The organism is Kitasatospora sp. NPDC086801 (assembly GCF_044745805.1).
GTDB lineage: Bacteria > Actinomycetota > Actinomycetes > Streptomycetales > Streptomycetaceae > Kitasatospora.
Genome location: NZ_JBIVAX010000013.1, coordinates 143,710 through 164,310, shown reverse-complemented (window position 1 = coordinate 164,310; position 20,601 = coordinate 143,710). Strand labels below are relative to the sequence as shown.

The 20,601-nt window shown below is 72.6% G+C and carries 14 protein-coding genes; 5 read left to right on the top strand and 9 right to left on the bottom strand.

The features are described from left to right. Positions 1–65: 65 nt before the first annotated feature. The 5 genes from ACIPLC_RS17360 to ACIPLC_RS17340 form a co-directional block, all read right to left on the bottom strand. Positions 66–3,107, bottom strand: coding sequence for an alpha-mannosidase (locus tag ACIPLC_RS17360; RefSeq protein ID WP_400473833.1), 3,042 nt, complete (start codon positions 3,105–3,107; stop codon positions 66–68). Between the two features lie 43 nt (positions 3,108–3,150). After that, a complete protein-coding gene (locus ACIPLC_RS17355; RefSeq protein WP_400473832.1) occupies positions 3,151–4,419 on the bottom strand; it encodes a glycosyl hydrolase in 1,269 nt (422 codons plus the stop codon). Between the two features lie 82 nt (positions 4,420–4,501). Further along, entirely contained in the window at positions 4,502–5,392 is an 891-nt protein-coding gene (locus ACIPLC_RS17350; protein WP_400473831.1) for a carbohydrate ABC transporter permease, read from the bottom strand. Between the two features lie 5 nt (positions 5,393–5,397). Next, entirely contained in the window at positions 5,398–6,270 is an 873-nt protein-coding gene (locus ACIPLC_RS17345; RefSeq protein WP_400473830.1) for a carbohydrate ABC transporter permease, read from the bottom strand. A 93-nt stretch (positions 6,271–6,363) separates the two neighbouring features. Beyond that, positions 6,364–7,653, bottom strand: a complete 1,290-nt coding sequence (locus tag ACIPLC_RS17340; protein WP_400473829.1) for an ABC transporter substrate-binding protein — start codon at positions 7,651–7,653, stop codon at positions 6,364–6,366. Positions 7,654–7,823: 170 nt separating this feature from the next. On the opposite strand from ACIPLC_RS17340, the gene ACIPLC_RS17335 reads away from it, so the two are divergent. The 4 genes from ACIPLC_RS17335 to ACIPLC_RS17320 all read left to right on the top strand — a co-directional run bounded on the left by ACIPLC_RS17335 (position 7,824) and on the right by ACIPLC_RS17320 (position 16,513). Then, positions 7,824–8,900: a LacI family DNA-binding transcriptional regulator gene (locus ACIPLC_RS17335; protein ID WP_400473828.1), complete on the top strand. Its 1,077-nt coding sequence runs from the start codon at positions 7,824–7,826 to the stop codon at positions 8,898–8,900. A gap of 190 nt (positions 8,901–9,090) precedes the next feature. Further along, positions 9,091–11,544, top strand: a complete 2,454-nt coding sequence (locus tag ACIPLC_RS17330) for a discoidin domain-containing protein (RefSeq protein WP_400473827.1) — start codon at positions 9,091–9,093, stop codon at positions 11,542–11,544. Positions 11,545–11,600: 56 nt separating this feature from the next. Continuing rightward, a complete protein-coding gene (locus tag ACIPLC_RS17325; protein ID WP_400473826.1) occupies positions 11,601–15,821 on the top strand; it encodes an NEW3 domain-containing protein in 4,221 nt (1,406 codons plus the stop codon). Next, complete coding sequence (locus ACIPLC_RS17320; RefSeq protein ID WP_400473825.1) at positions 15,818–16,513, top strand: hypothetical protein; 696 nt, start codon at positions 15,818–15,820, stop codon at positions 16,511–16,513. The genes ACIPLC_RS17325 and ACIPLC_RS17320 overlap by 4 nt, the downstream gene beginning before the upstream one ends. Positions 16,514–16,572: 59 nt before the next feature. Here ACIPLC_RS17320 and ACIPLC_RS17315 read toward each other — a convergent pair whose 3' ends face one another. The 3 genes from ACIPLC_RS17315 to ACIPLC_RS17305 form a co-directional block, all read right to left on the bottom strand. Next, positions 16,573–17,778 carry a DUF4157 domain-containing protein gene (locus ACIPLC_RS17315; protein ID WP_400473824.1) on the bottom strand — a complete coding sequence of 402 codons (1,206 nt, stop codon included), beginning with the start codon at positions 17,776–17,778 and terminating at the stop codon, positions 16,573–16,575. Between the two features lie 266 nt (positions 17,779–18,044). After that, positions 18,045–18,404, bottom strand: a complete 360-nt coding sequence (locus ACIPLC_RS17310; protein WP_400473823.1) for a YybH family protein — start codon at positions 18,402–18,404, stop codon at positions 18,045–18,047. Further along, positions 18,401–18,703: a muconolactone Delta-isomerase family protein gene (locus tag ACIPLC_RS17305; RefSeq protein ID WP_400473822.1), complete on the bottom strand. Its 303-nt coding sequence runs from the start codon at positions 18,701–18,703 to the stop codon at positions 18,401–18,403. Before ACIPLC_RS17305 ends, ACIPLC_RS17310 begins: the two co-directional genes overlap by 4 nt. A 202-nt stretch (positions 18,704–18,905) precedes the next feature. Between ACIPLC_RS17305 and ACIPLC_RS17300 the strand changes: the two genes are divergently transcribed. Next, the gene (locus ACIPLC_RS17300) at positions 18,906–19,304 is read left to right on the top strand and encodes a hypothetical protein (protein WP_400473821.1); all 399 of its coding nucleotides are present in this window, start codon (positions 18,906–18,908) and stop codon (positions 19,302–19,304) included. On the opposite strand, the gene ACIPLC_RS17295 is transcribed toward ACIPLC_RS17300, so the two are convergent. Beyond that, positions 19,253–20,491 carry a cytochrome P450 gene (locus ACIPLC_RS17295; RefSeq protein ID WP_400473820.1) on the bottom strand — a complete coding sequence of 413 codons (1,239 nt, stop codon included), beginning with the start codon at positions 20,489–20,491 and terminating at the stop codon, positions 19,253–19,255. The two genes, ACIPLC_RS17300 and ACIPLC_RS17295, sit on opposite strands and share 52 nt — an antisense overlap. Positions 20,492–20,601 lie beyond the last annotated feature (110 nt).

Below are 20,601 nucleotides of genomic sequence, written 5' to 3'. Positions count from 1 at the left end.
AGACCGTGCTCAGCCGGCCATGCTCAGACGGCCGTGCTGAGTCGGCCGTGCTGAGTCGGCCGTGTTCAGCCGGCCGCGCTCAGGCGCAGCGTGACCAGCTCGAACGGCCGCAGCGCCAGCCGCACCCCGCCGTCCTCCACGGCCACCTCGCCGCGGGTGCCGTCCCAGGGCCGCTCCAGCAGGTCGCAGGGGACGGCGCCGGCCAGCGGGTAGGAGGTGGTGAGCCGCCCTCGGGCGCGGCCGCCGCCGGCCTCGTAGACGCGGACGATCAGGTCGCCACTGCGGTCGTCGGCGAGCTTGACCGCACTGACCACCAGCGCGTCGTTGTCCAGCTGCACCAGCGGCGCGACCTGCTCGGCGCTGCCGGTGACGTGCCGCTCGGGCAGGCCGATCCGGTAGCCCTCGCGGACGGCGTCGCCGATCGCCGCGCCCGGGACGAGGGCGTGCCGGAAGCGGTGCAGGCCCTGGTCGGTCTTCGGGTCGGGGAAGCGGGGCGCGCGCAGCAGCGAGAAGCGGACCGTGGTGGTGGTGCCGCCGTCGGTGTCGCGCACGGCACGGGTGACGTCGTGGCCGTAGGTGGAGGCGGTGACGAGGGCGACGCCCCAGCCGGGCTCGTCGAGGTGGACGAAGCGGTGGTTGCAGGCCTCGAACTTGGCGGCGTCCCAGCTGGTGTTGGTGTGGGTGGGCCGGTAGAGGTGGCCGAACTGGGTCTCGGCGGCGTACCGCTCGGTGTGCACGTCCAGCGGGAACGCGGCCTTGAGGAACTTCTCGGTCTCGTGCCAGTCGACCTCGGTGTCGATGTCGAGCCGCTGCTCGCCCGCCCGCAGGGTGAGCGTCTGGACGACGGTGGACGAGCCGAAGGAGCGCGCCACCCGGACGGCGGCCTGGTCGGGAGCGGAGAGTGCCGTCAGCGCGTCCACGGCGGTCAGGTCGGTGACGGTGTTGCGGTAGAACTGGTCGACGTCCCAGGCGTCCCACATGTTGGGGAAGTCCGGGTGCAGCTGGAGCAGGTTGGCCCGGGCGCCGGGGGCGACGGTCTCCCGGCCGTTCGCCACCTCGACCACCGACGCCACCAGGCCGTCGGCGTCCACGACCACGTCCAGCAGCCCGTTGCGCAGCAGGAAGCCGCCCTCGGGCCGCTCGATGACCTCGCAGGCGCCCGAGCCGAGCACGGCCGGGGCGGCCCCGCCGGCCGGGACGGCCGAGCGCGGGTGCGGCGCCGAGTTGAACACCAGCTCGCGCCCGCCGGAGGCGTCCCCGGCGAGGGCCTGCTGGGCGCCGTCGATCAGCGAATCCAGCTCCGCGGCCAGCGCCGCGTACGTCGCCTCGGCCTCGCGGTGCACCCAGGCGATGGAGGAGCCGGGCAGGATGTCGTGGAACTGGTGCAGCAGGACGGTCTTCCAGATCCGGTCCAGCTGCTCGTACGGGTAGGCCGCGCCGGTGCGCAACGACGCGGTGGCGCACCAGAGTTCGGCCTCGCGCAGCAGGTTCTCACTGCGCCGGTTGCCCTGCTTGGTCTTCGCCTGGCTGGTCAGGGTGGCCCGGTGCAGCTCCAGGTAGAGCTCGCCGACCCAGACCGGCGGGTTCGGGTACTCGGCCTCGGCCTTGGCGAAGAACTCGGCGGGCTTCTCCCAACGGACGGTGGCCGAGCCCTCCAGGTCCTTCATCCGGCCCGCCTTGGCGACCATCTCGCGCGTGGTGCCGCCGCCGCCGTCACCCCAGCCGGTCGGGGCGAGCGAGTGCCGGGCCACTCCCTTGTCCTTGAAGTTCCGTGCCGCGTGGGCGATCTCGCTGCCCTTCATGGAGCAGTTGTAGGTGTCCACGGGCGGGAAGTGGGTGAAGATCCTGGTCCCGTCGATGCCCTCCCAGAGGAAGGTGTGGTGCGGGAACTTGTTGATCTGGCTCCACGAGATCTTCTGCGTCAGCAGCCACTTGGAGCCCGCGTTGCGGATGATCTGCGGCAGTCCGCCGGTGAAGCCGAAGGTGTCGGGCAGCCACGCCTCGTGGTTCTCCACCCCGAACTCGTCGAGGAAGAACCGCTTGCCGTGGACGAACTGCCGGGCCATCGCCTCCGAGCTGGGCATGTTGGTGTCGGACTCGACCCACATGCCGCCGGCCGGGACGAAGCGGCCCTCCGCCACGGCCTTCTGCACCCGGGCGTACACCTCGGGGCGGTGCTCCTTGATCCAGGCGAACTGCTGCGCCTGGGACATGGTGTAGAGGAAGTCGGGCTCGTCCTCCAGCAGCGCGGTCATGTTGGCGGTGGTGCGCGCCACCTTGCGGACGGTCTCGCGCAGCGGCCAGAGCCAGGCCGAGTCGATGTGCGCGTGGCCGATCGCGCTGATCCGGTGCGCGGACGGCACGGCGGGCGCGGCCAGCACCCCGGCGAGCTCCGAACGGGCGGCGGCCGCCGTACCGTTGACGTCCTGGAGGTCGACCGCGTCGAGCGCCCGCTCGACCGCGCGCAGGACGTCCCAGCGGCGGGCGCCGTCCACCGGCAGCTCGGCCATCAGTTCGCCGAGCACCTCCAGGTCGATCACCAGCTGCCACACCGTCTCGTCGAAGACGGCGAGGTCCATCCGGGTCAGCTTGTACTGCGGCTGGTCGCCGGCGGTCTCCTTGTCGCCCAACTCGGTGGGCAGGAAGGGGTGGTAGTCCAGGATGACCGGGTTGGAGGCCGCCTCGACGTGCAGCAGCACCTGCTCGCCGCCGACCGCGGGGGCGGCGATGCGCACCCACTGGTTCTGCGGGTTGAGGCCCTTCACCGGGGTGCCGTCCGGGCGGTAGACCAGGCCCTCGCACTGGAAGCCGGGCATGTTGGCGTCGAAGCCGAGGTCGATCAGGGCCTCGACCGTCCGCCCGGCCCAGGCCTGCGGCACGGTGCCGGTGACGGTGATCCAGCTGGTGCCCCACGGTGCGCCCCAGGCGTCGCCGACCGCGATCGGGGTGCGCGGCGCGGCCAGGCCCTCGGCGACCGGGACGGGCTCGCCGGGCGCCGTCCAGACACCGATCTCCAGCGGGACGGACTCGGGGTAGACGGCCGGGCGGATGCGCTCGTCCAGGACGCGCTTGAGGCGGGACTCGACCAGCGTGCGGTCATCGTGCATGTCAGCGGGCTCCGTTGCGTGACTGAGGGCGGAACAACAGGGGTCAGAGAGAACGTACGTCGTCCGGGTGGACCACCTCGGTGATCCCGCGCGCGGCCAGGTGGGCCCGGTCCTCGGCGTGCTCGGCGAGGACGGTGGTCGGGCGGGCGCCCGCCTCGGCGAGGCGCATGAACGCCTCGTAGACGGCGCCGCCGGGCCCGCAGACCGAGCGCTTGGGCGCGGTCACCTCGTCCCCGGTGGCCACCACCACGGCGGTGGTGCGCGGCTTGGGCGGCTGCCAGGAGCGGCGGGCCTCGGCGGCGGCCTCGGCCAGCCGGGCGCCGGCCGGTTTGACCGTGCGGTCGGTGGTGAGCAGGCCGAGGCTGTACTCCAGCTCGGGGAAGTCGGCCAGCGAGCGGTCCACGTCGTGCGAGCACCACCAGGTGACGCCCCACACGTCCGGGCAGTCCAGCACGGCCTCGACGGTGGCGCCGGTGAACCGGGCGGCGTCCTCGGCGGTGATGTGCGGGGCGGGGGCGCCGACCTCCTGGAGCCAGACCGGGCGGGCCGGGTCGTCGGCCCAGGCCTTGGAGAGCTCGACCAGGTAGGCGGCGTGCTGCGCGGTGGCGGTGGAGTGGGCGCCGTAGCGCTGGGCGGTGCCGTTGAACACCCAGGAGTGCACGGCGGTGGCGGCGCCGATCCGGGCCGAGTGCCAGGGGGTGAACGGGTGCTCGTCCTGGTACCAGGCGGCGTCGTAGGAGGCGTGCAGGTGCAGCCGGCCGGGCGCGCCCTGCTCGCAGGCGTCGAGCATCCGGCGCAGCCAGGCGTCGGCCTGCGCGGGGGTGATCCGGTCGGGGTCGGGGTGCGGTTCGCCGGAGAACTGGTTGATCTCGTTGCCGAGCGTCATGCCGAGGAAGTTGGGCCGCTCGTGCAGCGCCTCGGCGAGGGTGCGAAGGTAGGCGGCCTGGCCGTCGAGGACCTCGGGGTCGGTGAAGATGTTCCGCCGGTGCCAGGTCTGGGTCCAGGAGGGCAGGAAGTCGAAGCTCGACAGGTGGCCCTGGAGGCCGTCCACCGCGACGTCCAGGCCGCGTTCGCCGGCCGCGTCCACCAGGGCCGCCAGCTGCTCGACGGCGCGCGGGCGGATCAGGGTGCGGTTGGGCTGGAACAGCGGCCAGAGCGGGAAGACCCGGACGTGGTCCAGGCCGAGCGAGGCGATGGAGTCGAGGTCGGCGCGGACGGCGTCGAGGTCGAAGTCGAGCCAGTGGTGGAACCAGCCGGCGGTGGGCGTGTAGTTGACGCCGAAGCGGGGGCGCTGCGGTGCGGGGGTGCTCATGGGCGGGTGATTCCTCAACGGGTGCGGGGCGAACGGGCGGTGGGGTCAGGGATCGTCGGACACGTCTTCGGTCGGACAGGGCCTAACCCTTGACGGCTCCCTCCTCGACGCCCTTGAAGAAGAAGCGCTGGCAGACGCCGAACACCACGACGATCGGCAGGAAGGCGATCATGGTGCCGGCCGCGATCAGTCGCGGGTTGGCGGAGAAGGTGCCGTTGAGGTACTGGAGTCCGACGGTGAGGGTGTACTTCTGCGGGTCGTTGAGCACGATCAGCGGCCAGAGGAAGTCGTCCCAGGCGCCGATGAAGGTGAAGATGACGATCACGCTGAGCATGCCGCGCACGTTGGGCAGGCCGATGTGCCAGAGCCGCTGCCACACGGTGGCGCCGTCGACCAGGGCGGCCTGGTCGAGTTCGATCGGGACGGCGGCGAAGGCGGTGCGCATCAGCAGCACGTTGAGCATGGCGATCGCGCCGGGCAGGGCGACGCCGGCCAGGCTGTCGGCCAGGCCGAGGCCGCGCACCAGCACGTACTGGGAGACGATGGTGACCTCGCCGGGGAGCACCAGGGTGGCGAGGAAGAGGCCGAGGACGAGCTTGGCGCCGCGGAAGCGCAGCCGGGCGAGCGCGTAGCCGGCCAGGGTGCAGCCGACCACGTTGCCGGTGATGCAGACGGCGGCGACGATCAGCGAGTTGAGGGCGTAGGTCCAGACCGGGATGGTGTCGGCGACCTTGCCGTAGTTGCCGAAGGTCAGCTGTTCGGGGATGAAGCTCGGGGTGCTGGTGTAGACGTCCTCGTTGGGGCCCTTGAGGGAGGTGGAGAGCTGCCACAGGAACGGCCCGAGCACCAGCAGCAGGACGAGCAGCAGGAGCAGGTAGCGGGCGGCGGTCTGGGCGGGGGAGGGGGTGTTGAAACCCCGGGAGCCCCGGGAATCTTGAGCACGGCGGGCGGCCTTCGAACGGGGGGAGGTCATGGGCTTCAGGCCGCCTTCCGGTTCAGGCGCATCAGCAGCAGCATCGGGCCGAGGGTGATGACGAACAGCATCAGGCTGAGCGCGGAGGCGTAGCCGAGGTGGCCGTTGAAGCCGCGGCTGTACATCTGGATCAGCATCACCACCGACATGTCCCGCCCGCCCGGGCCGCCCTGGCCGTGGGAGAGCACGTACAGCTCGGAGAAGACGCGCAGCGCGCTGACCGAGATGAGGACGGAGATCAGCATCATGGTCGGCCGTACCCCGGGCAGGGTGACGTGCCAGAACCGGCGGATCGGGCTGGCGCCGTCGACGGCCGCGGCCTCGTGCAGTTCGCGCGGGACGTTGGCGAGGGCGGACAGGTAGATGACCATGTAGTAGCCGAAGCCCTTCCAGACGGTCAGGGCGATCGCGCTGAACAGCAGCAGCCAGCGGTCGGTGAGGAAGGAGACCGGGGAGTCGGTCAGCCCGCTCTGCTGGAGCAGGCCGTTGACCAGGCCGCGGTCGTCCAGCACCCAGCCCCAGATCAGCGCCACCACGACGGCGGAGGCGATGACCGGGGTGTAGAAGGCGGTGCGGAAGAAGGTGATGCCGGGGATCTTGCGCTGGACGAGCAGGGCGAGCAGCAGCGGCAGGACGGTCAGCAGGGGGAGGCAGACCAGCATGAAGACGATGCTGTTGAGCAGGGCGTCGGCGAGCTGTTCGTCGTCGAGCAGGCGCCCGTAGTTCTCCAGGCCGGTGAACTGCCCGCCGCCCAGGGGTTTGGCGTTGGTGAAGGACAGGATCACCGTGTTGACGGCCGGCCAGAGGTTGAAGACGGCCAGCCAGAGTATCGCGGGCCCGGCGAGCAGCCAGGGGGTGAACCAACGCCGGTGGGTCATGCCGTTGCCTTCCTGGGGGTGGTGCGGGTCATTCCCGGGTGCGGCGGGCGGGGGCCCGCCGCATGGCCGGTACGGTCGGGGTGGCGGTGGCCGTCAGCCCTGGAGCAGCTTGTTGCACTGCGCGACGGCGGAGTCCAGCGCCTGCTTGGAGCCGGCGTCGCCGCTGATGGCCAGCGCGATCTGCTGGTTGACGATGGTGCTCATCGCGTCGTCGTACTGGACGGGCTGGGTCAGCTTGGCCTTGGCGAGCGAGTCGAAGGCGATCACCTTGGCGTCGCCGGCGTTGGTGCCGTCGCTCTTGCTGAAGAACGGGTCGTTCGCGGAGGCCTTGGTGGACGGGAAGACGCTGGTCAGGCGGGAGAACGCGGCCTGGTTCTCCGGGCTGGTGACCCAGCGGGCGAGGGCGACGGCGGCGGCCGGGTTCTTGGTGTTCTTCGGGATGGCCAGGCCCTGCACGTACAGCGGCGGGACGCCCATCGTGGCCGAGGAGACCATCTTCGGGGCGATCGTCGGGTTGTCGGTGGCGAGGCTGGTGATGAAGTTGCCGCCGCCGGTGGTCCAGGCCGCGGTGCCCGCGTTGAAGAGCTTGGAGTTGCCGACGTAGGTGTTGGTCAGCACGTCCTTGGGCAGCAGGCCCTCCTTGAACGCGTCGCGGTACTTGTCGAGCAGCGCGGCGGCCTCGGGGGTGTTGAAGGTGAAGGACTTGCCGTCGTCGGACATGAGCTTCACGCCGGCGTTGTAGAGGTCGCCGAGGCCCGGCTTGCGGCTCATCAGGTAGGTCTGGCCGCCGGACTTCTCCTTCATCACCCGGGACTGGGCGATCAGCTCGTCCAGGCTGGTGGGGAGCTTCTTCGGGTCCAGGCCGTTCTTGCTGAGGAGTTCCGCATTCCAGTAGTTCACATCGGTGTTGAGGTACCACGGGTAGCCGAAGGTGCCGTTCATGCCGGTGTAGCTGTAGGCCTCGACGCCGCCCGCGACGTACTCGTCGGCGAGCTTGGGGTCGGCCTTGGCGACGTCCAGCAGGAGGTCCTTCTTGGCCAGCGGGAAGGCGAAGTCCGGCGGGAGGTTGACCACGTCGGGCAGGCCGCCGGCCGCGGCCTGGCTCAGCACCTTGTCGGAGTAGCCCTCGCCGGGCTGGTCGAGCCACTCGACCTCGACGCCGGGGTACTTCTTCTTGAAGCCGTCCAGCACGCCCTGCATGTAGTCGGTGAACTTCGGCTTGAGCGCCCAGGTCTGGATCGAGACCTTGCCCTTGACCTCGCCGGTGGCGGCCGCACTCGCCACGCTGTCGCTGTTCTTGCTGTCGCTGGAGCCGAGTCCGCAGCCGGTGAGCGCGGCCGCGGTGAACGCCGTCGTGGTCAGTGCCGCCCAGATTCTTCGCATGAGGGTCTCCCGGTCCTGGGGGTGGGTGGGGGATCGTGTCGAGCTCGGGGGGTGGTTTTGGGTCACGGGGGTGGTGCCGAGTTCCAGAACCTGACTTACTAAACCGGTCTAGCTATGTCAGGGACTATGCTCCCGCCTAAACTTGGATGTCAAGAGAGGAGTCGGGTTCTGTGGCCAGACCGACGATCGCCGACATCGCGCGCCAGGCCGGTGTCTCCAAGGGCGCGGTGTCCTTCGCGCTCAACGGCCGCCCCGGGGTGAGCGAGGCGACCAGGGCCCGGATCCTGCGGGTCGCCGAGGAGATGAACTGGCGCCCGCACAGCGCCGCGCGGGCCCTCGGCGGAGCCAGGGCCGACGCCGTCGGGCTGGTGATCGCCCGCCCGGCCCGCACCATCGGCGTCGAGCCGTTCTTCAGCCAACTGCTGTCCGGCCTCCAGGCGGTGCTCTCGGCGAGCTCCGTCGCGCTGCACCTGATGGTGGTCGAGGACACCGCCGCCGAGATCGGGGTCTACCGCCGTTGGGCCTCCGAGCACCGGGTCGACGGCTTCATCGTCGTCGACCTCCAGGTCCGCGACCCGCGGCTGCCGGTGCTGGACGAACTCGGCCTGCCCGCCGTGGTCCTGGGCGGGCCCGGCAAGGGCGGCGGGCCGCTGCGGATCTGGGCCGACGACCGGGAGGCGATGCTCTCCATCGTCGACTACCTGGCCGCCATCGGGCACCGCCGGATCGCCCACCTGGCCGGGCTGCCGCACTTCCAGCACACCCAGCGGCGGATCCGCGCGCTGCGCGACGCCTCCCGCCGGCTCGGGCTGGAGGAGGCCGTGTCGGTGCCCACCGACTTCAGCGACGCCGAGGGCGCCGCCGCCACCCGCACCCTGCTCTCCCGGCCCCGGCGGCCCACCGCGATCGTCTACGACAGCGACGTGATGGCCGTCGCCGGGCTCGGCGTGGCCGGGGAGATGGGCGTCGCGGTGCCCGGCGAACTGTCCATCGTCTCCTTCGACGACTCGGTGCTGGCCCGGATCGTCCACCCGCCGCTGACCGCGCTCAGCCGGGACACCTTCGCGCTCGGTGAGCAGGTCGCCCGCAGCCTGCTGGCGGCCCTCGACGAGGCCGGGTCCGGGCGCGACCTGCAGATGCCCACACCCCGGCTGACCGTGCGCGAGTCCACCTCGCCGCCGGGGGCCGGATCGCTCGACGGGGTGGTTGCTGCGCGAGTCGTTGACAGCGGTCCTGAACCGGTTTAGGTTCGCTGCGCCGAGCGGCCCCCGCCCGGCGCGCCCCCAGGCCCACCCCCCTTCCGCAGGCCCGCCGTTGCGGCCGGCCGCAGCGGCGACGACGTCGCCCCCACTTTGCGCACCGCCACGCCCACATGCACCCGGCCCGTCCGCGCCGACGGGCCGCCCCCACCCACCTCCGCTCGATCGGAGCCACCGCATGTCACGACGGATACCCCTGCTGCTCAGCGCCGCCCTCGCGGCCGCCGCGCTGGGCGCCGCCCCCGCCGCCCACGCCGAGCCGCGGACGCCCACCGCCCCGGCCGCCGGCACCCCCGGCGCCTCCGGCGCCCAGCCCTACGCCTCGTACTGGTACCCCTCCACCATCCTCAACTGGGACCCGGCCACCGACCCGGACGCCCGCTTCAACCGCTCCCGCGTCCCGCTCCAGCCGCGCACCAGCGACCCCGCCCTCAAGGCCAACCCCAACGCCCGCACCGGCGAAGGGAAGATCGCCTCCCTGGTCTCCTTCGGGCCCACCTCCAACAACCCCTCCCAAGGGTCCGCCGACCCCAACTACTACGCCTTCGGCTACTGGCAGTACGTCGACAAGCTGGTCTTCTGGGGCGGCTCGGCCGGCGAGGGCCTGATCCTCGCCCCCAACCCGACCGTCATCGACGCCGCCCACCGCAACGGCGTCAAGGTGTACGGCACCGTCTTCTTCCCGCCCGCCGCCTACGGCGGCCAGCTCCAGTGGGTCCGCGACTTCGTCCAGAAGTCCGGCAACAGCTACCCCGTCGCCGACAAGCTCGCCCAGGCCGCCCAGTACTACGGCTTCGACGGCTGGTTCATCAACCAGGAGACCGGCGGCGGGGATTCGGCCCTCGCCGGCGAACTGCGCAACCTCATGCAGTACAGCAAGGCGAAGAGCGGCACCGAGTTCATGTGGTACGACGCCATGACCACCTCCGGCTCGGTCAACTGGCAGAACGCCCTCACCTCCGCCAACTCGCCGTTCCTGCAAGATGGTTCGAAGCGCACCTCGGATTCGATGTTCCTGAACTTCAACTGGAGCCAGTCCGGCCTGAACTCCTCCCGCGCGCTGGCCCGGCAACTCGGCCGCAGCGAGTACGACCTCTACTCCGGCATCGACACCGAGGCCAACGGCTACAACACCAGTGTCGACTGGAACTCCCTCTTCCCGGCCGGCCAACCGCACACCACCTCGATCGGCCTCTACCGGCCCGAGTGGACCTGGAAGTCCGCCACCGACCGGGCCGACTTCTACGCCAAGGACGCCCGCTACTGGGTCGGCGCCAACAACGACCCGTCCAAGGTCAACCCCTCCGACACCTGGCCCGGCCTGGCCGGCTACGTCGCCGAGTCCTCGCCGATCACCGCCAAGCCCTTCGTCACCAACTTCAACACCGGGCAAGGGGACTTCTACAACTCCGCCGGCACCCGGGTCGCCACCGGCGGCTGGAACAACCTGTCCCTCCAGGACGTCCCGCCGACCTACCGGTGGATGGTCGACTCCAGCGGCAGCAGGCTCACCCCGTCCGTCGACTTCGCCGACGCCTACCAGGGCGGCTCCTCGCTGCGCCTCACCGGCACCCTGGACGCCACCAACACCGTGCGGCTGTACGAGACCAAACTGCCGGTCGCCGCCGACACCAAGCTGGACCTGGTGGTCAAGACCCCGGCCGCCGGGCCCACCAAGCTCAAGGCCGCAGTCTCCTTCACCGACGCGCCGAACAGCTTCACCACGATCGACGTCGGCGCCAACTCCGGCACCGGCTGGGAGCGGCACACCCTCGACCTCGCCCCGTACGCGGGCCGCACCATCGCCCAGCTCGCCCTCCAGGCAGATGGCTCCGACCCCGCCTACGACGTGCGGATCGGCCAGATCTCCGTCCACGACGGCGAGGTGGGCACCCCGGCGGCGCCCGGCGGCCTCACCGTCCTCGGCGCGAGCGACGTGACGGCGGGGTCCAGCCAGTCGCTGCGGCTCTCCTGGACGGCCGCGCCCGGCGGCGGCGTCCACCACTACGAGGTGTACCGGCGCAACGCCGACGGCAGCCGGACCTTCCTCGGCGCGACCCCCAACGACGCGTACTACGTCGGGCGGCTCGACCGGGTCGGCACCGAGGACGCCACCACCCTCGACGTCGAGGCCGTCTCCACCACCTACGGCCGCTCCACCGCCGCCTCCACCACCGTCGGCTGGACGGGTACGCCGCCCGCGACCGGCACCGACCTGGCGCTGAACCGCCCGGCCACCGCCTCCGGCCAGTGCAACGCCAACGAGGGCCCGGCGAAGGCCGTCAACGGCAGCGTCAACGGCGGCACCGGCGACAAGTGGTGCAGCCTGAACAGCTCCAAGTGGCTTGAGGTGGACCTCGGTTCGGCCAAGAAGCTGTCCAAGTTCGTGGTCAAGCACGCGGGCGCGGGCGGCGAGAGCGCGTCCTACAACACCCGCGACTTCTCGATCCAGACTCGCTCGAACACCGCCGACCCCTGGACGACGGTCGCCAACGTCACCGGCAACACCGCGGGCACCACCACCCACCCGGTGACCACCACCGCCCGCTACGTTCGGCTGGTCGTCACCAAGCCCACCCAGAACACCGACCCGGCCGCCCGCATCTACGAATTCGAGGCCTGGGGCCAGTAGCCGGGCGACTCCGACAAGCCCTGGGCCCCCGCACCGACACCGAAAGGACCCTCCCCGTGCCGGTCACCATCACCGCCGTCGAGAACACCGACCTCTTCACCGGTCCCGAGGAAGCCCCGCGCCAACTACTGCGGGTCACCCTCGACGGCCCGGCCGCCCGGATCACCGTCAGCGGTCCGGGCGTGCGCGGCGAGGCGACCGGCACAGGGCTGGTCGAAGTCCCGTTGGAGCTCACCGGCGCCCCCGAGCCGGGCACCGAACTCCCCGTCACCGTCGAGGCGGAGGGCGCCTCCGTGGACGCCCTGGTGGAGGTCGCCGAACCCGGCTGGACGATGTTCCTGGTCTCGCACTTCCACTACGACCCGGTCTGGTGGAACACCCAGGCCGCCTACACCTCCCCCTGGGAACTGCTCTCCGCCGACGCCACCACCCGGCCGCTCTGGGAGCGCAACGGCTTCGCGCTCGTCGACGCGCACATGGACCTCGCGCTGCGGGACCAGGTGTACAAGTTCGTCCTCGCCGAAGTCGACTACCTCAAGCCGTACTTCGACCAGCACCCCGAGCGCCGCGAGACCCTGCGCACGCTGCTGGAGCGCGGCCAGGTCGAACTCGTCGGCGGCACCTACAACGAGCCCAACACCAACCTGACCGGCGCCGAGACCACCATCCGCAACCTCGTCTACGGCATCGGCTACCAGCGCGACATCCTCGGCGGCGACCCACAAACAGCCTGGCAGCTCGACGTGTTCGGGCACGACCCGCAGTTCCCCGGCCACCTCGCCGCGGCCGGCCTCACCGGCAGCGCCTGGGCCCGCGGCCCGTTCCACCAGTGGGGCCCGATCCAGAAGAACTTCCGCGAGGGCAAGGACGACGCCCGGGTGATGCAGTTCCCGAGCGAGTTCGAGTGGATCGCCCCCTCGGGCGAGGGCGTGCTCACCCACTACATGCCGCACCACTACTCGGCCGGCTGGTGGATGGACTCCTCCCCGGACCTCGCCACCGCCGAACAGGCCGTCTACGAGCTGTACCGCAAGCTCAAGCCCGTCGGCGCGACCAGGAACCTGCTGCTGCCGGTCGGCACCGACTACACCCCGCCCAACAAGTGGGTCACCGAGATCCACCGCTCCTGGGCCGCCAAGTACCTCTGGCCGCGCTTCGTCTGCGCCACCCCGCGCGACTTCCTCGACGCCGTCCGGGCCGAGCTCGCCGCCACCGGCCGCCGGCCCAGCCCGCAGACCCGCGACATGAACCCGGTCTACACCGGCAAGGACGTCTCGTACATCGACACCAAGCAGGCCCAACGGGCCGGTGAGGTCGCCGCCGCCGACGCCGAGAAGCTCGCCACCCTCGCCGCCGTCCACGGCCTCGGGCAGTACCCCACCGCCGCCCTCGACAAGGTCTGGCGCCAACTCGCCTACGGCGCCCACCACGACGCCATCACCGGCTCCGAGTCCGACCAGGTCTACCTCGACCTGCTCGGCGGCTGGCGCGAGGCGCACGACCTCGCGGCCGCCGTCCGGGACGAGGCGCTGGACGCGCTGACCGCGCGGATCTCCACCGCCGGCGTCGGTTCCACCGCCGGCGTCGATTCGGCCGTGGCCGCGGGCTCGGCCGTGGTCGTCACCAACACGCTCTCCTTCGACCGCACCGATCTGGTCGTCGTCCAACTTCCCCCGCAGACCGGGGCGGTACGGGTGCTCGACGACCGGGGCGAGCCCGTGCCGAGCACCGTCGACCGGGGGACGCTGCGCTTCCTCGCCGCCGACGTCCCCGCGCTCGGCTGGCGCACCTGGCGGCTGGTGGAGGGCTCCGCGGAGGAGCCCTGGACGGCGGCCGAGGGGGTGGCGATCACCAACGACCGCTACCGGGTGACCGCCGACCCGATCCGCGGCGGCGGCCTGTCCTCCGTCCACGACCTGCTGCATGACCGGGAGTTGATCCAGGGCGGCCGGATCGGCAACGAACTGCGGGTCTACGAGGAGTACCCGCAGCACCCCGACTTCGGCGAGGGCCCCTGGCACCTGGTGCCCAGCGGACCGGTGCGCGGCTCCGGCACGGCCCCGGCCGACGTGCGCCGCGAGACCGGCCCGCTCGGCGAGCGGCTGGTGATCGGCGGCACCGTCGACGGGATCCGCTACGAGCAGACCGTCACCCTGTGGCGCGGCCTCGACCGGGTCGACTGCCGCACTCGGGTCGTCGACTACTCCGGCGCCGACCGGCTGCTGCGGCTGCGCTTCCCCGTCGACCTGCCCGGTGCGCTGCCGGTCAGCGAGGTCGCCGGCGCCGTCGTCGGGCGCGGCTTCGCCCTGCCCGACGTCGACTCCGCCGAGGCGCCGTGGACCTTGGACAACCCGGCCAACACCTGGTTCGGCCTCGGCGCCACCGCGCGCGCGGTGCTGTCCGATCCGGTCGGATCGCCGCTGGGGGAGCGAGCGTTGGGCGTCGCCGAGGTGGTCGTGCCGAGCCTGGACGACGCCGCCGACGCCCGCCCGCTGGTGGTCGCCCTCGCCCGGGTCGGCGTCACCGCCACCACCTCCGGCGCCGACTGGGCCCGGTACGGCTGGCTGGACGTCGACTCCAACCTGCCCGACTTCCGGATCGTCCTCGGCGGGCCGGAAGAGAACGACGCCGCCCGGGAGTTGATCGAGCGGGCCGGCGAGGAGTACGCGAGCGTCCTCAAGACGCACGGCGCGGTGTGGGTGCCCGCACTCACCCCGCTCGCCGAGGTCTGGCAGCCCGGCGCCGACCTGCGGGACCTGCGGGCGCTGCCCGCCCTGGTCGTCGCGGACGCCGCCGCGCTGGTCGCCGACCTCGCCGACGCCCGGATCACCGCCGTCTGCCCGTCCGACGTCGTGGACCAACTCGCCGACCACACCATCGCCTTGCTCAGCTTCGGCCTGCCCGGCTTCGCGGTCGACACCACCGGAGCCCTGCACCTGTCCCTGATGCGCTCCTGCACCGGCTGGCCCTCCGGCGTCTGGATCGACCCGCCCCGGCGCACCCTGCCCGACGGCGCCTCCTTCCAACTCCAGCACTGGACACACGAGTTCAGCTACGCACTGGTCGGCGGCCCGGGCGACTGGCGGAGTCAGACCCTGCCCGCCCAGGGCCAGGAGTTCAACCACCCGCTCTACGCGCGGATCGCGCCGGCGCAGGACGGCCCGCTGCCGGCCACCCTCTCCTGGCTGCGGGTCGAACCGCAGCGCGAGGTCCTGCTCGGCGCGCTCAAGCCCGCCGGCAACCCCATCGCGCACGGCTCGGCAGTGGCAGTCGGGCGCGAACTCGCCGTCCGGCTGGTCGAGTCGACCGGCCTCGGGCGTACGGCGGAACTCGGCGGCGCACTCGGGCTGAGCCGGCTGCGGCCCGCAGACCTGCTGGAACGCCCCCTCGGCGAGGCCGTCGAACGCCTCGACCTCGCCGGCTCGCAGATCGCCACCCTGCTCGCCGCCCCCGGCGTCGCCGCCGAACCCGGTGGCCCGGTCCTCGGCCCGGTCGCCGAACCCGCGCAGCCCGTCCACGCCCGCTACTGGCTGCACAACCGGGGCCCGGCGCCGCTCGGCTACCTGCCGGTCTCCGTCGGGGCCTCGCCCGGCCTGCTGCGGACGGGCGGGGAGGCGGTCGAACTCTCCGTCGCCCTGTCCTCGCAGCTGCGGGACGCGGCGGTCGAGGGCACGGCCGTCGTCCTGCCGCCCGAGGGCTGGCAGACCAGCCTCGGCAGCCGCCCCTACCGGCTGGAGCCCGGCGGCCACCTGCGCTTCCCGGTCACCCTCACCCCGCCCGCCGGGGTGCTGCCCGGCCTGCACTTCGCCGCCGTCCGGATCGTGCACGACGGCCAGGAGATCGAGGACGTCGTGACCATCGCCGTCGGCGACCTCCCCAACCTGCTGCCCGTCCCCGGCGACGCCCCCGAGGACTGGACGATCGCCCAGGGCACCAAGGCCACCACCGGCCGCGACACCGGCCTGGACGTCGCCGTCTCCGCCGAGACCCTGCGCGTCACCCCCGGCGGCCGCACCACCCTCGGCCTGACGCTCACCAACCGCACCCGCGGCGAGATCCGCGGCGAACTGCAACTCGTCTCCCCCTGGGGCACCTGGGAGGCCATCGCCGACCCGGTCCGCGGCTTCACCGTCCCGGCCGGATCGTCCTCGACCGTGGCCTTCGAGATCGCCGCCCCCGAATCCACCGACCCCGGCGCGTACTGGGCGCTGGCCAAGGTCATGTGGTTCGGCCGCTGCCAGTACGCCCCGACCGTCGCCCTGGAGGTGGAGGCGTGACCCTCGGTCTGCTCGACGGAAAGCCCCTCCCGCGCACCGCCCTCGACCGCCGCCTCGCCGCCCTCCGCACCGGCCCGCGCTCCACCGCCCTGCCCCAGCCCGGCAGTTCGGAGGACCGCCAGCTCACCCGCTGGGTCGCCCAGGTGCTGCTGACCGAGGCCCTGTGCGAGGCGGTCGCCGCCGAGCGCGACCTGCCCGTGCGGTCCACCGGCCCGGCCCGCCTGGACCAGCAGGCCGCCGTCGAACTCGGTTCCATCACCGCCGCCGCCTACGAAGGCAGCCCCGCCGTGCGCGCCGTCTACGCCTCCGTCACCGCCGACGTCGAACCCTCGGCCGCCGACATCGCCCACTACCGCACCCTGACCGCCCGCCCGCCGTCGGCCGTCTGGCACCTCGCCCTTCCCGACGGCGAACTCGACGCCGACCCCGACACCCTCCCGACCGCCCTCGCCGAAGCCCTCCGCGAGGCTCCGCCCGGCACCTGGGTCACCGCCGGCCCGTGGAGGGCCGCGCTCCGCTCCACCCACACCGTCACCCCGGCGCACGACCCCACCGCGGACCTCGCCGAGGCCGCCCGCCGCGCCACCTTCGTCCGCTGGCTCGACCGTGAACGCGCCCGACGCCTCACCCTCGTCGAGGGATTGGAACACCCGGGCGATCCGGCCCAACCCGACAACCACCACCGCCACTGAGACGCCACCGCTGCCGACCTCGCCGGGATCACCAGCGAGGTCGGCAGCGGAACGGGCGGTCAGACGATCTTGCAGGGCGCGTACGCGGCGCCCAGCTGAACGGCCGCGCCCAGGCGGTGGTTCCCGTCCTGGATGCTGATGCCGCCCCCGTCGACCCGGATCTTGATCGGTTCGAGTGCGGCGCTGTTCTTCATGCCGGTGACGGCGGCACTGAGCCGCTTCTCGTCGAGCCCGCCCGCCACCGTCTGCGCACGACCGCTGGCCTGCTGCAGCAACGCGACGCTCACTTCGACCAGTTGGCCGGTACGCACGCCCTGCGCGGCGAAGTCCTGCAACTGGTCGATCTGCGCGCCCTGGAAGGTCCCGGCGCCGGCCCGGACGTGGAAGCTGGAGTCCCGCTGCCGGTTGACGTGGCCGCTCAGGTCCGCCTGGGCCTGCTCGGGGCCGATCTCCATGTTGACGAGCTTGTAGTAGGTCTCCAGGTCGTCGTCGACCTTGATGTACCCGTAGCTGCCGTCCTCGTCGAAGATCACGCGTTCCTCGGTGCCCGCGAGCTGGTAGATCTTCTCGTAGTGCTCGTCGGTCAGCTTCTGGTCCAGGATGAGCCGCAAGCCCGGATAGTCGGCGTCGACGTGGGTGTGGTCGCCCTCCTCCTCGGCGGGCTTCGCCGTGGGGCGCCGCTGCACCGAGGGCTCGCCGGCCTGCGTGCCGTGCGCGTGGGCCGCGTGCTCCGCTGCGGACTCCCGGGCGAGCGGCCGGGACAGCACCCGGGAGGCGTTCGCCTCGGCCTCGCGCTCGAAGCGGTCCGAGGGGTCGCTGACCCGTAGCCCGCTCCCGTTGTCGGTGCCCGCGACGGGGCCGCTGCGCTGCTGGATGACGTGGGTCAACTCGTGCGCGAGCGTGTGCTTGTCGCCCCCTCCGGAGCCGAGCACGATGTGGCTGCCCGAGGTGTACGCTCGGGCGCCGATCCCGGCCGCCGACTCCCGGGCGGTCGCGCCGGTGTGGAGACGGACGTCGGAGAAGTCCGCGCCGAGCCGGGACTCCATCTCGCTCCGGAGCCCGTCGGCCAAGGGCGTGCCGGGGCTCCGCAGTACCTCGTGGACGGCGGAGCGCTGTACGTCGGCCGCGGCGTGCTCGTGCTGCTCCTGTTCCTGTTCCTGCTCCAGCATCCGGCCCACCGCGGCGTTGCCCACGGCCCGTTGCATGGCGGTGAGCGCCGCAGGAGTCACGACCCCGGCGCCGGACGGGCGCCGGGCGGGAGTCATCGGCCGACTGCTACGGCCCGGTCGTCGGTCGGCGGCAGGCGCTCTGCCGGGGTCATGGGCACGCACAGGAAAGGCCCCTTCGAGGGATCGGCGACATTCCCTCCCAGTCTGTTCGACCCCGTACCTCCGGCGGAAGGTACGCCAGGGCAACGTCCGATGTCCCCCGGGGCCACCTCCCCCGTCAACCCGCCGAGCTGGGTGCTCGGCGGGCCGGGTTCACGACGTGGTGTGCGACGGATCGCGGCGATGGGATGTGTCGGCGCAGTTCAGGGCAGCAGCGAGACCTGGTAGTGGGCGATGGACCAGCCGTCGGCCGCCCGGCGCAGCAGGACGCCGAGGTTGACGGTGAGGGTGGGGCGGTCGGGGAAGGCGAAGTCGACGCTGTGGTAGCCGAGGAGGAGGGTCGGGGTGAGCCGCCGGGACTCCAGGATGCGGTAGTCGGCCGTCATGCCGGGGGGCTGGGAGGCGTAGTAGGCACTGATGCCGGCCCGCCCGACGGTGTACGGGTGGAGGCCCTGGAAGATCGCGTCCTCGGTGAAGCAGTCGGCTGCCTGCTCTGGTTCGTGGGCGTCGACGGCGGCCTTCCAGCGGTTGAGGACGCCGCGCAGCACGGCTTCGTCGCTCATCGGGCGCCTCCCGTGCCGGGGTCGTTGGGGTGCGGGGAGAGCGGGGTGACGGTGTCCCGCCGCCACACCCGCAGGGGCATGGAGGCGAGCGCCTGTTCGAGCCGCGTCTCGTCGGGGGCGCTGAACAGGCCCCAGGTGCGCCATTCGCCGGGGGCGAGCGGCGGGCGCCAGAGCCGCAACAGGGTGCCCTGGGCGGCGAGTTCGCGCGACCGCTGGGCCTCGCGGGCCCGGATGTCGGCGACCGCGTCCTCGGTGGTTCCGTCCGGGACGGTGGTAACCATGTCGACCAGGAATTCCATCGGTGTCCTCTCGTACGGGGCTTACCGGAGTATCGAGGGGTGGCGCGGTCACCGGTGCGGAGCCACGCCGGTCACGGGCGGGCGTCGTGGCCCGCGCGCAGGCTGAGGACGGAGCCGGTCAGGAGCAGGCCGATCAGGGCGAGCAGCGGGGGCGTCCAGGAGCCGGTGGCGGTGTGGAGGGCGGCGGTGAGGGCGGGGCCGGGTGCGCTACCGCGACCGGGCGGCCCTGGAACGCCTCGCCCTGGTCCAGCTCTGGCACGTGGACGGCATGATCCCGCTCGCCGGGACGGCCGCCGTGATGGCGAGCGAGCAGGCGGCGGAACGCAAGGCGCTGCTGGCGGCGCAGCGGGACGAGATGACGGCCCGCGCCCGCCGTCTGGAGCGCGCCGCGGCCGTCCTGACCCACATGCTCGACTGCCACCGCGACCGCCCGCTGGACTGCCCGGTCACCCACGCGCACATCGACGCCCGCGTCGACGCCGCCCTCGCTGGCGAGGAACTGGCCGACGACTTCCTCCCGCCGGCGACCGGGACCGCGACCGGGATCGGTCAGCGCAGCACCGCCGGCGTCGGCCCGTCGGGTCGCACGGTGATGCTGTAGGCGGATCCGGTCGGGACGGAGCGGAACCGCACGGTGTGGGCGGGCAGCAGGAGTTCGAGCAGCGCGGTGGTCTCGCGGAGGGCGAACTGGGTGCCGAGGCAGGCGCGGGCGCCGAGGCCGAACGGGAGGTAGGCGCCGAGCTGGCCGGGGCGGGTGCCGGCGGCGGTGAAGCGGGTGGGGTCGAAGCGCTCGGGGTCGGGCCACAGGGCCGGGTCGCGGTGGGTGAGGTAGGGGCAGACCAGGACGTCGGTGCCGGCGGCGATGCGGTGGCCGTCGATCACGTCGTCCTCGACGGCGTGCCGGGGGAGCAGCCAGGCGGCGGGGTACAGCCGCAGGGTCTCGCTGACCAGGGCCTGCGGGTCCGCGCCGCGCGCCTCGGGGTGGCGGTCGAGGAGGAGGAAGAGCCAGGTGAGGGTGGTGGCGGTGGTCTCGTGCCCGGCGACGAGCAGGGTGACGAGTTCGTCGCGGATCAACCGGTCGGTGTACTCGGGGTATTGGGTGGCGGCGTCGAGCAGGACCCGCAGCACGCCGGGCTCCTCGGCGTCGGTCGCCGAGCGCGCCGCGTCGATGGCGGCCAGCGCGACGGCGTCGATCCGGGCGAGGTCGGCGGCGACGGCGTCCCGGGCGTCCCCGGCGTCCGTGGGCAGGGTCGGCATGGCCGCCACCACCCGTTCCACGGAGCGGAGTTCATGGTCCGTGCGGTCGTCCATCGGTAGCCCGGTGAGGGCCCGCCAGGCGGTGTCGAGGGCGAATCCGCGCATCTCCTCGCCGAGGTCGAAGGTCTCGCCGGTGCGCGCGTACCCCTCCCAGCGGTCGGCCGTCCGGCGGGCGGCAGCGGCGATCCGCTGCTCGTAGCGGCGCATCCCGGTGCCGGTGAACTGGGACTGCAGCAGCCGCCGTTGGCGCTTCCAGGCGTCTCCGGTGGCGGAGAGCACGCCGTCACCGACCAGCATCCGCGCGCGGTGCGAGCGCTTGACGTAGCGGTCGGGGTGGCGGCCGAGCACGTGCTGCACGGCGGCCGGGTCGGTGACCAGCACGGTGGGTGTGGGGCCGAGTCGGAAGGCGGCGATGCCGCCGACGCCGCGCTGCGCCCGGGCGAGCAGGTCGACGAGGTCGGCCTCCTCGCTGCGCCACTGCTCGACGGCCTCGGCGGCCAGCTCCGGTACGGGGCGGGTGTCCGTGGTCACCAGGAGTCTCCTCGGGTCGGCCGTCGTGGGCGAACGGTCCGCCCGGCGTTGACTGTACGTCAGTCGGGTGGCGGCGCGGTCGCGTCCAGTGGCCGAGCACGTGGCTGCGC

Coding starts and splice junctions, on each gene's coding strand:
- ACIPLC_RS17360 (WP_400473833.1), bottom strand. CDS start 3,107: ATGCACGATGACCGCACGCTGGTCGAGTCCCGCCTCAAGCGCGTCCTG.
- ACIPLC_RS17355 (WP_400473832.1), bottom strand. CDS start 4,419: ATGAGCACCCCCGCACCGCAGCGCCCCCGCTTCGGCGTCAACTACACG.
- ACIPLC_RS17350 (WP_400473831.1), bottom strand. CDS start 5,392: ATGACCTCCCCCCGTTCGAAGGCCGCCCGCCGTGCTCAAGATTCCCGG.
- ACIPLC_RS17345 (WP_400473830.1), bottom strand. CDS start 6,270: ATGACCCACCGGCGTTGGTTCACCCCCTGGCTGCTCGCCGGGCCCGCG.
- ACIPLC_RS17340 (WP_400473829.1), bottom strand. CDS start 7,653: ATGCGAAGAATCTGGGCGGCACTGACCACGACGGCGTTCACCGCGGCC.
- ACIPLC_RS17330 (WP_400473827.1), top strand. CDS start 9,091: ATGTCACGACGGATACCCCTGCTGCTCAGCGCCGCCCTCGCGGCCGCC.
- ACIPLC_RS17315 (WP_400473824.1), bottom strand. CDS start 17,778: ATGACTCCCGCCCGGCGCCCGTCCGGCGCCGGGGTCGTGACTCCTGCG.
- ACIPLC_RS17310 (WP_400473823.1), bottom strand. CDS start 18,404: ATGAGCGACGAAGCCGTGCTGCGCGGCGTCCTCAACCGCTGGAAGGCC.
- ACIPLC_RS17305 (WP_400473822.1), bottom strand. CDS start 18,703: ATGGAATTCCTGGTCGACATGGTTACCACCGTCCCGGACGGAACCACC.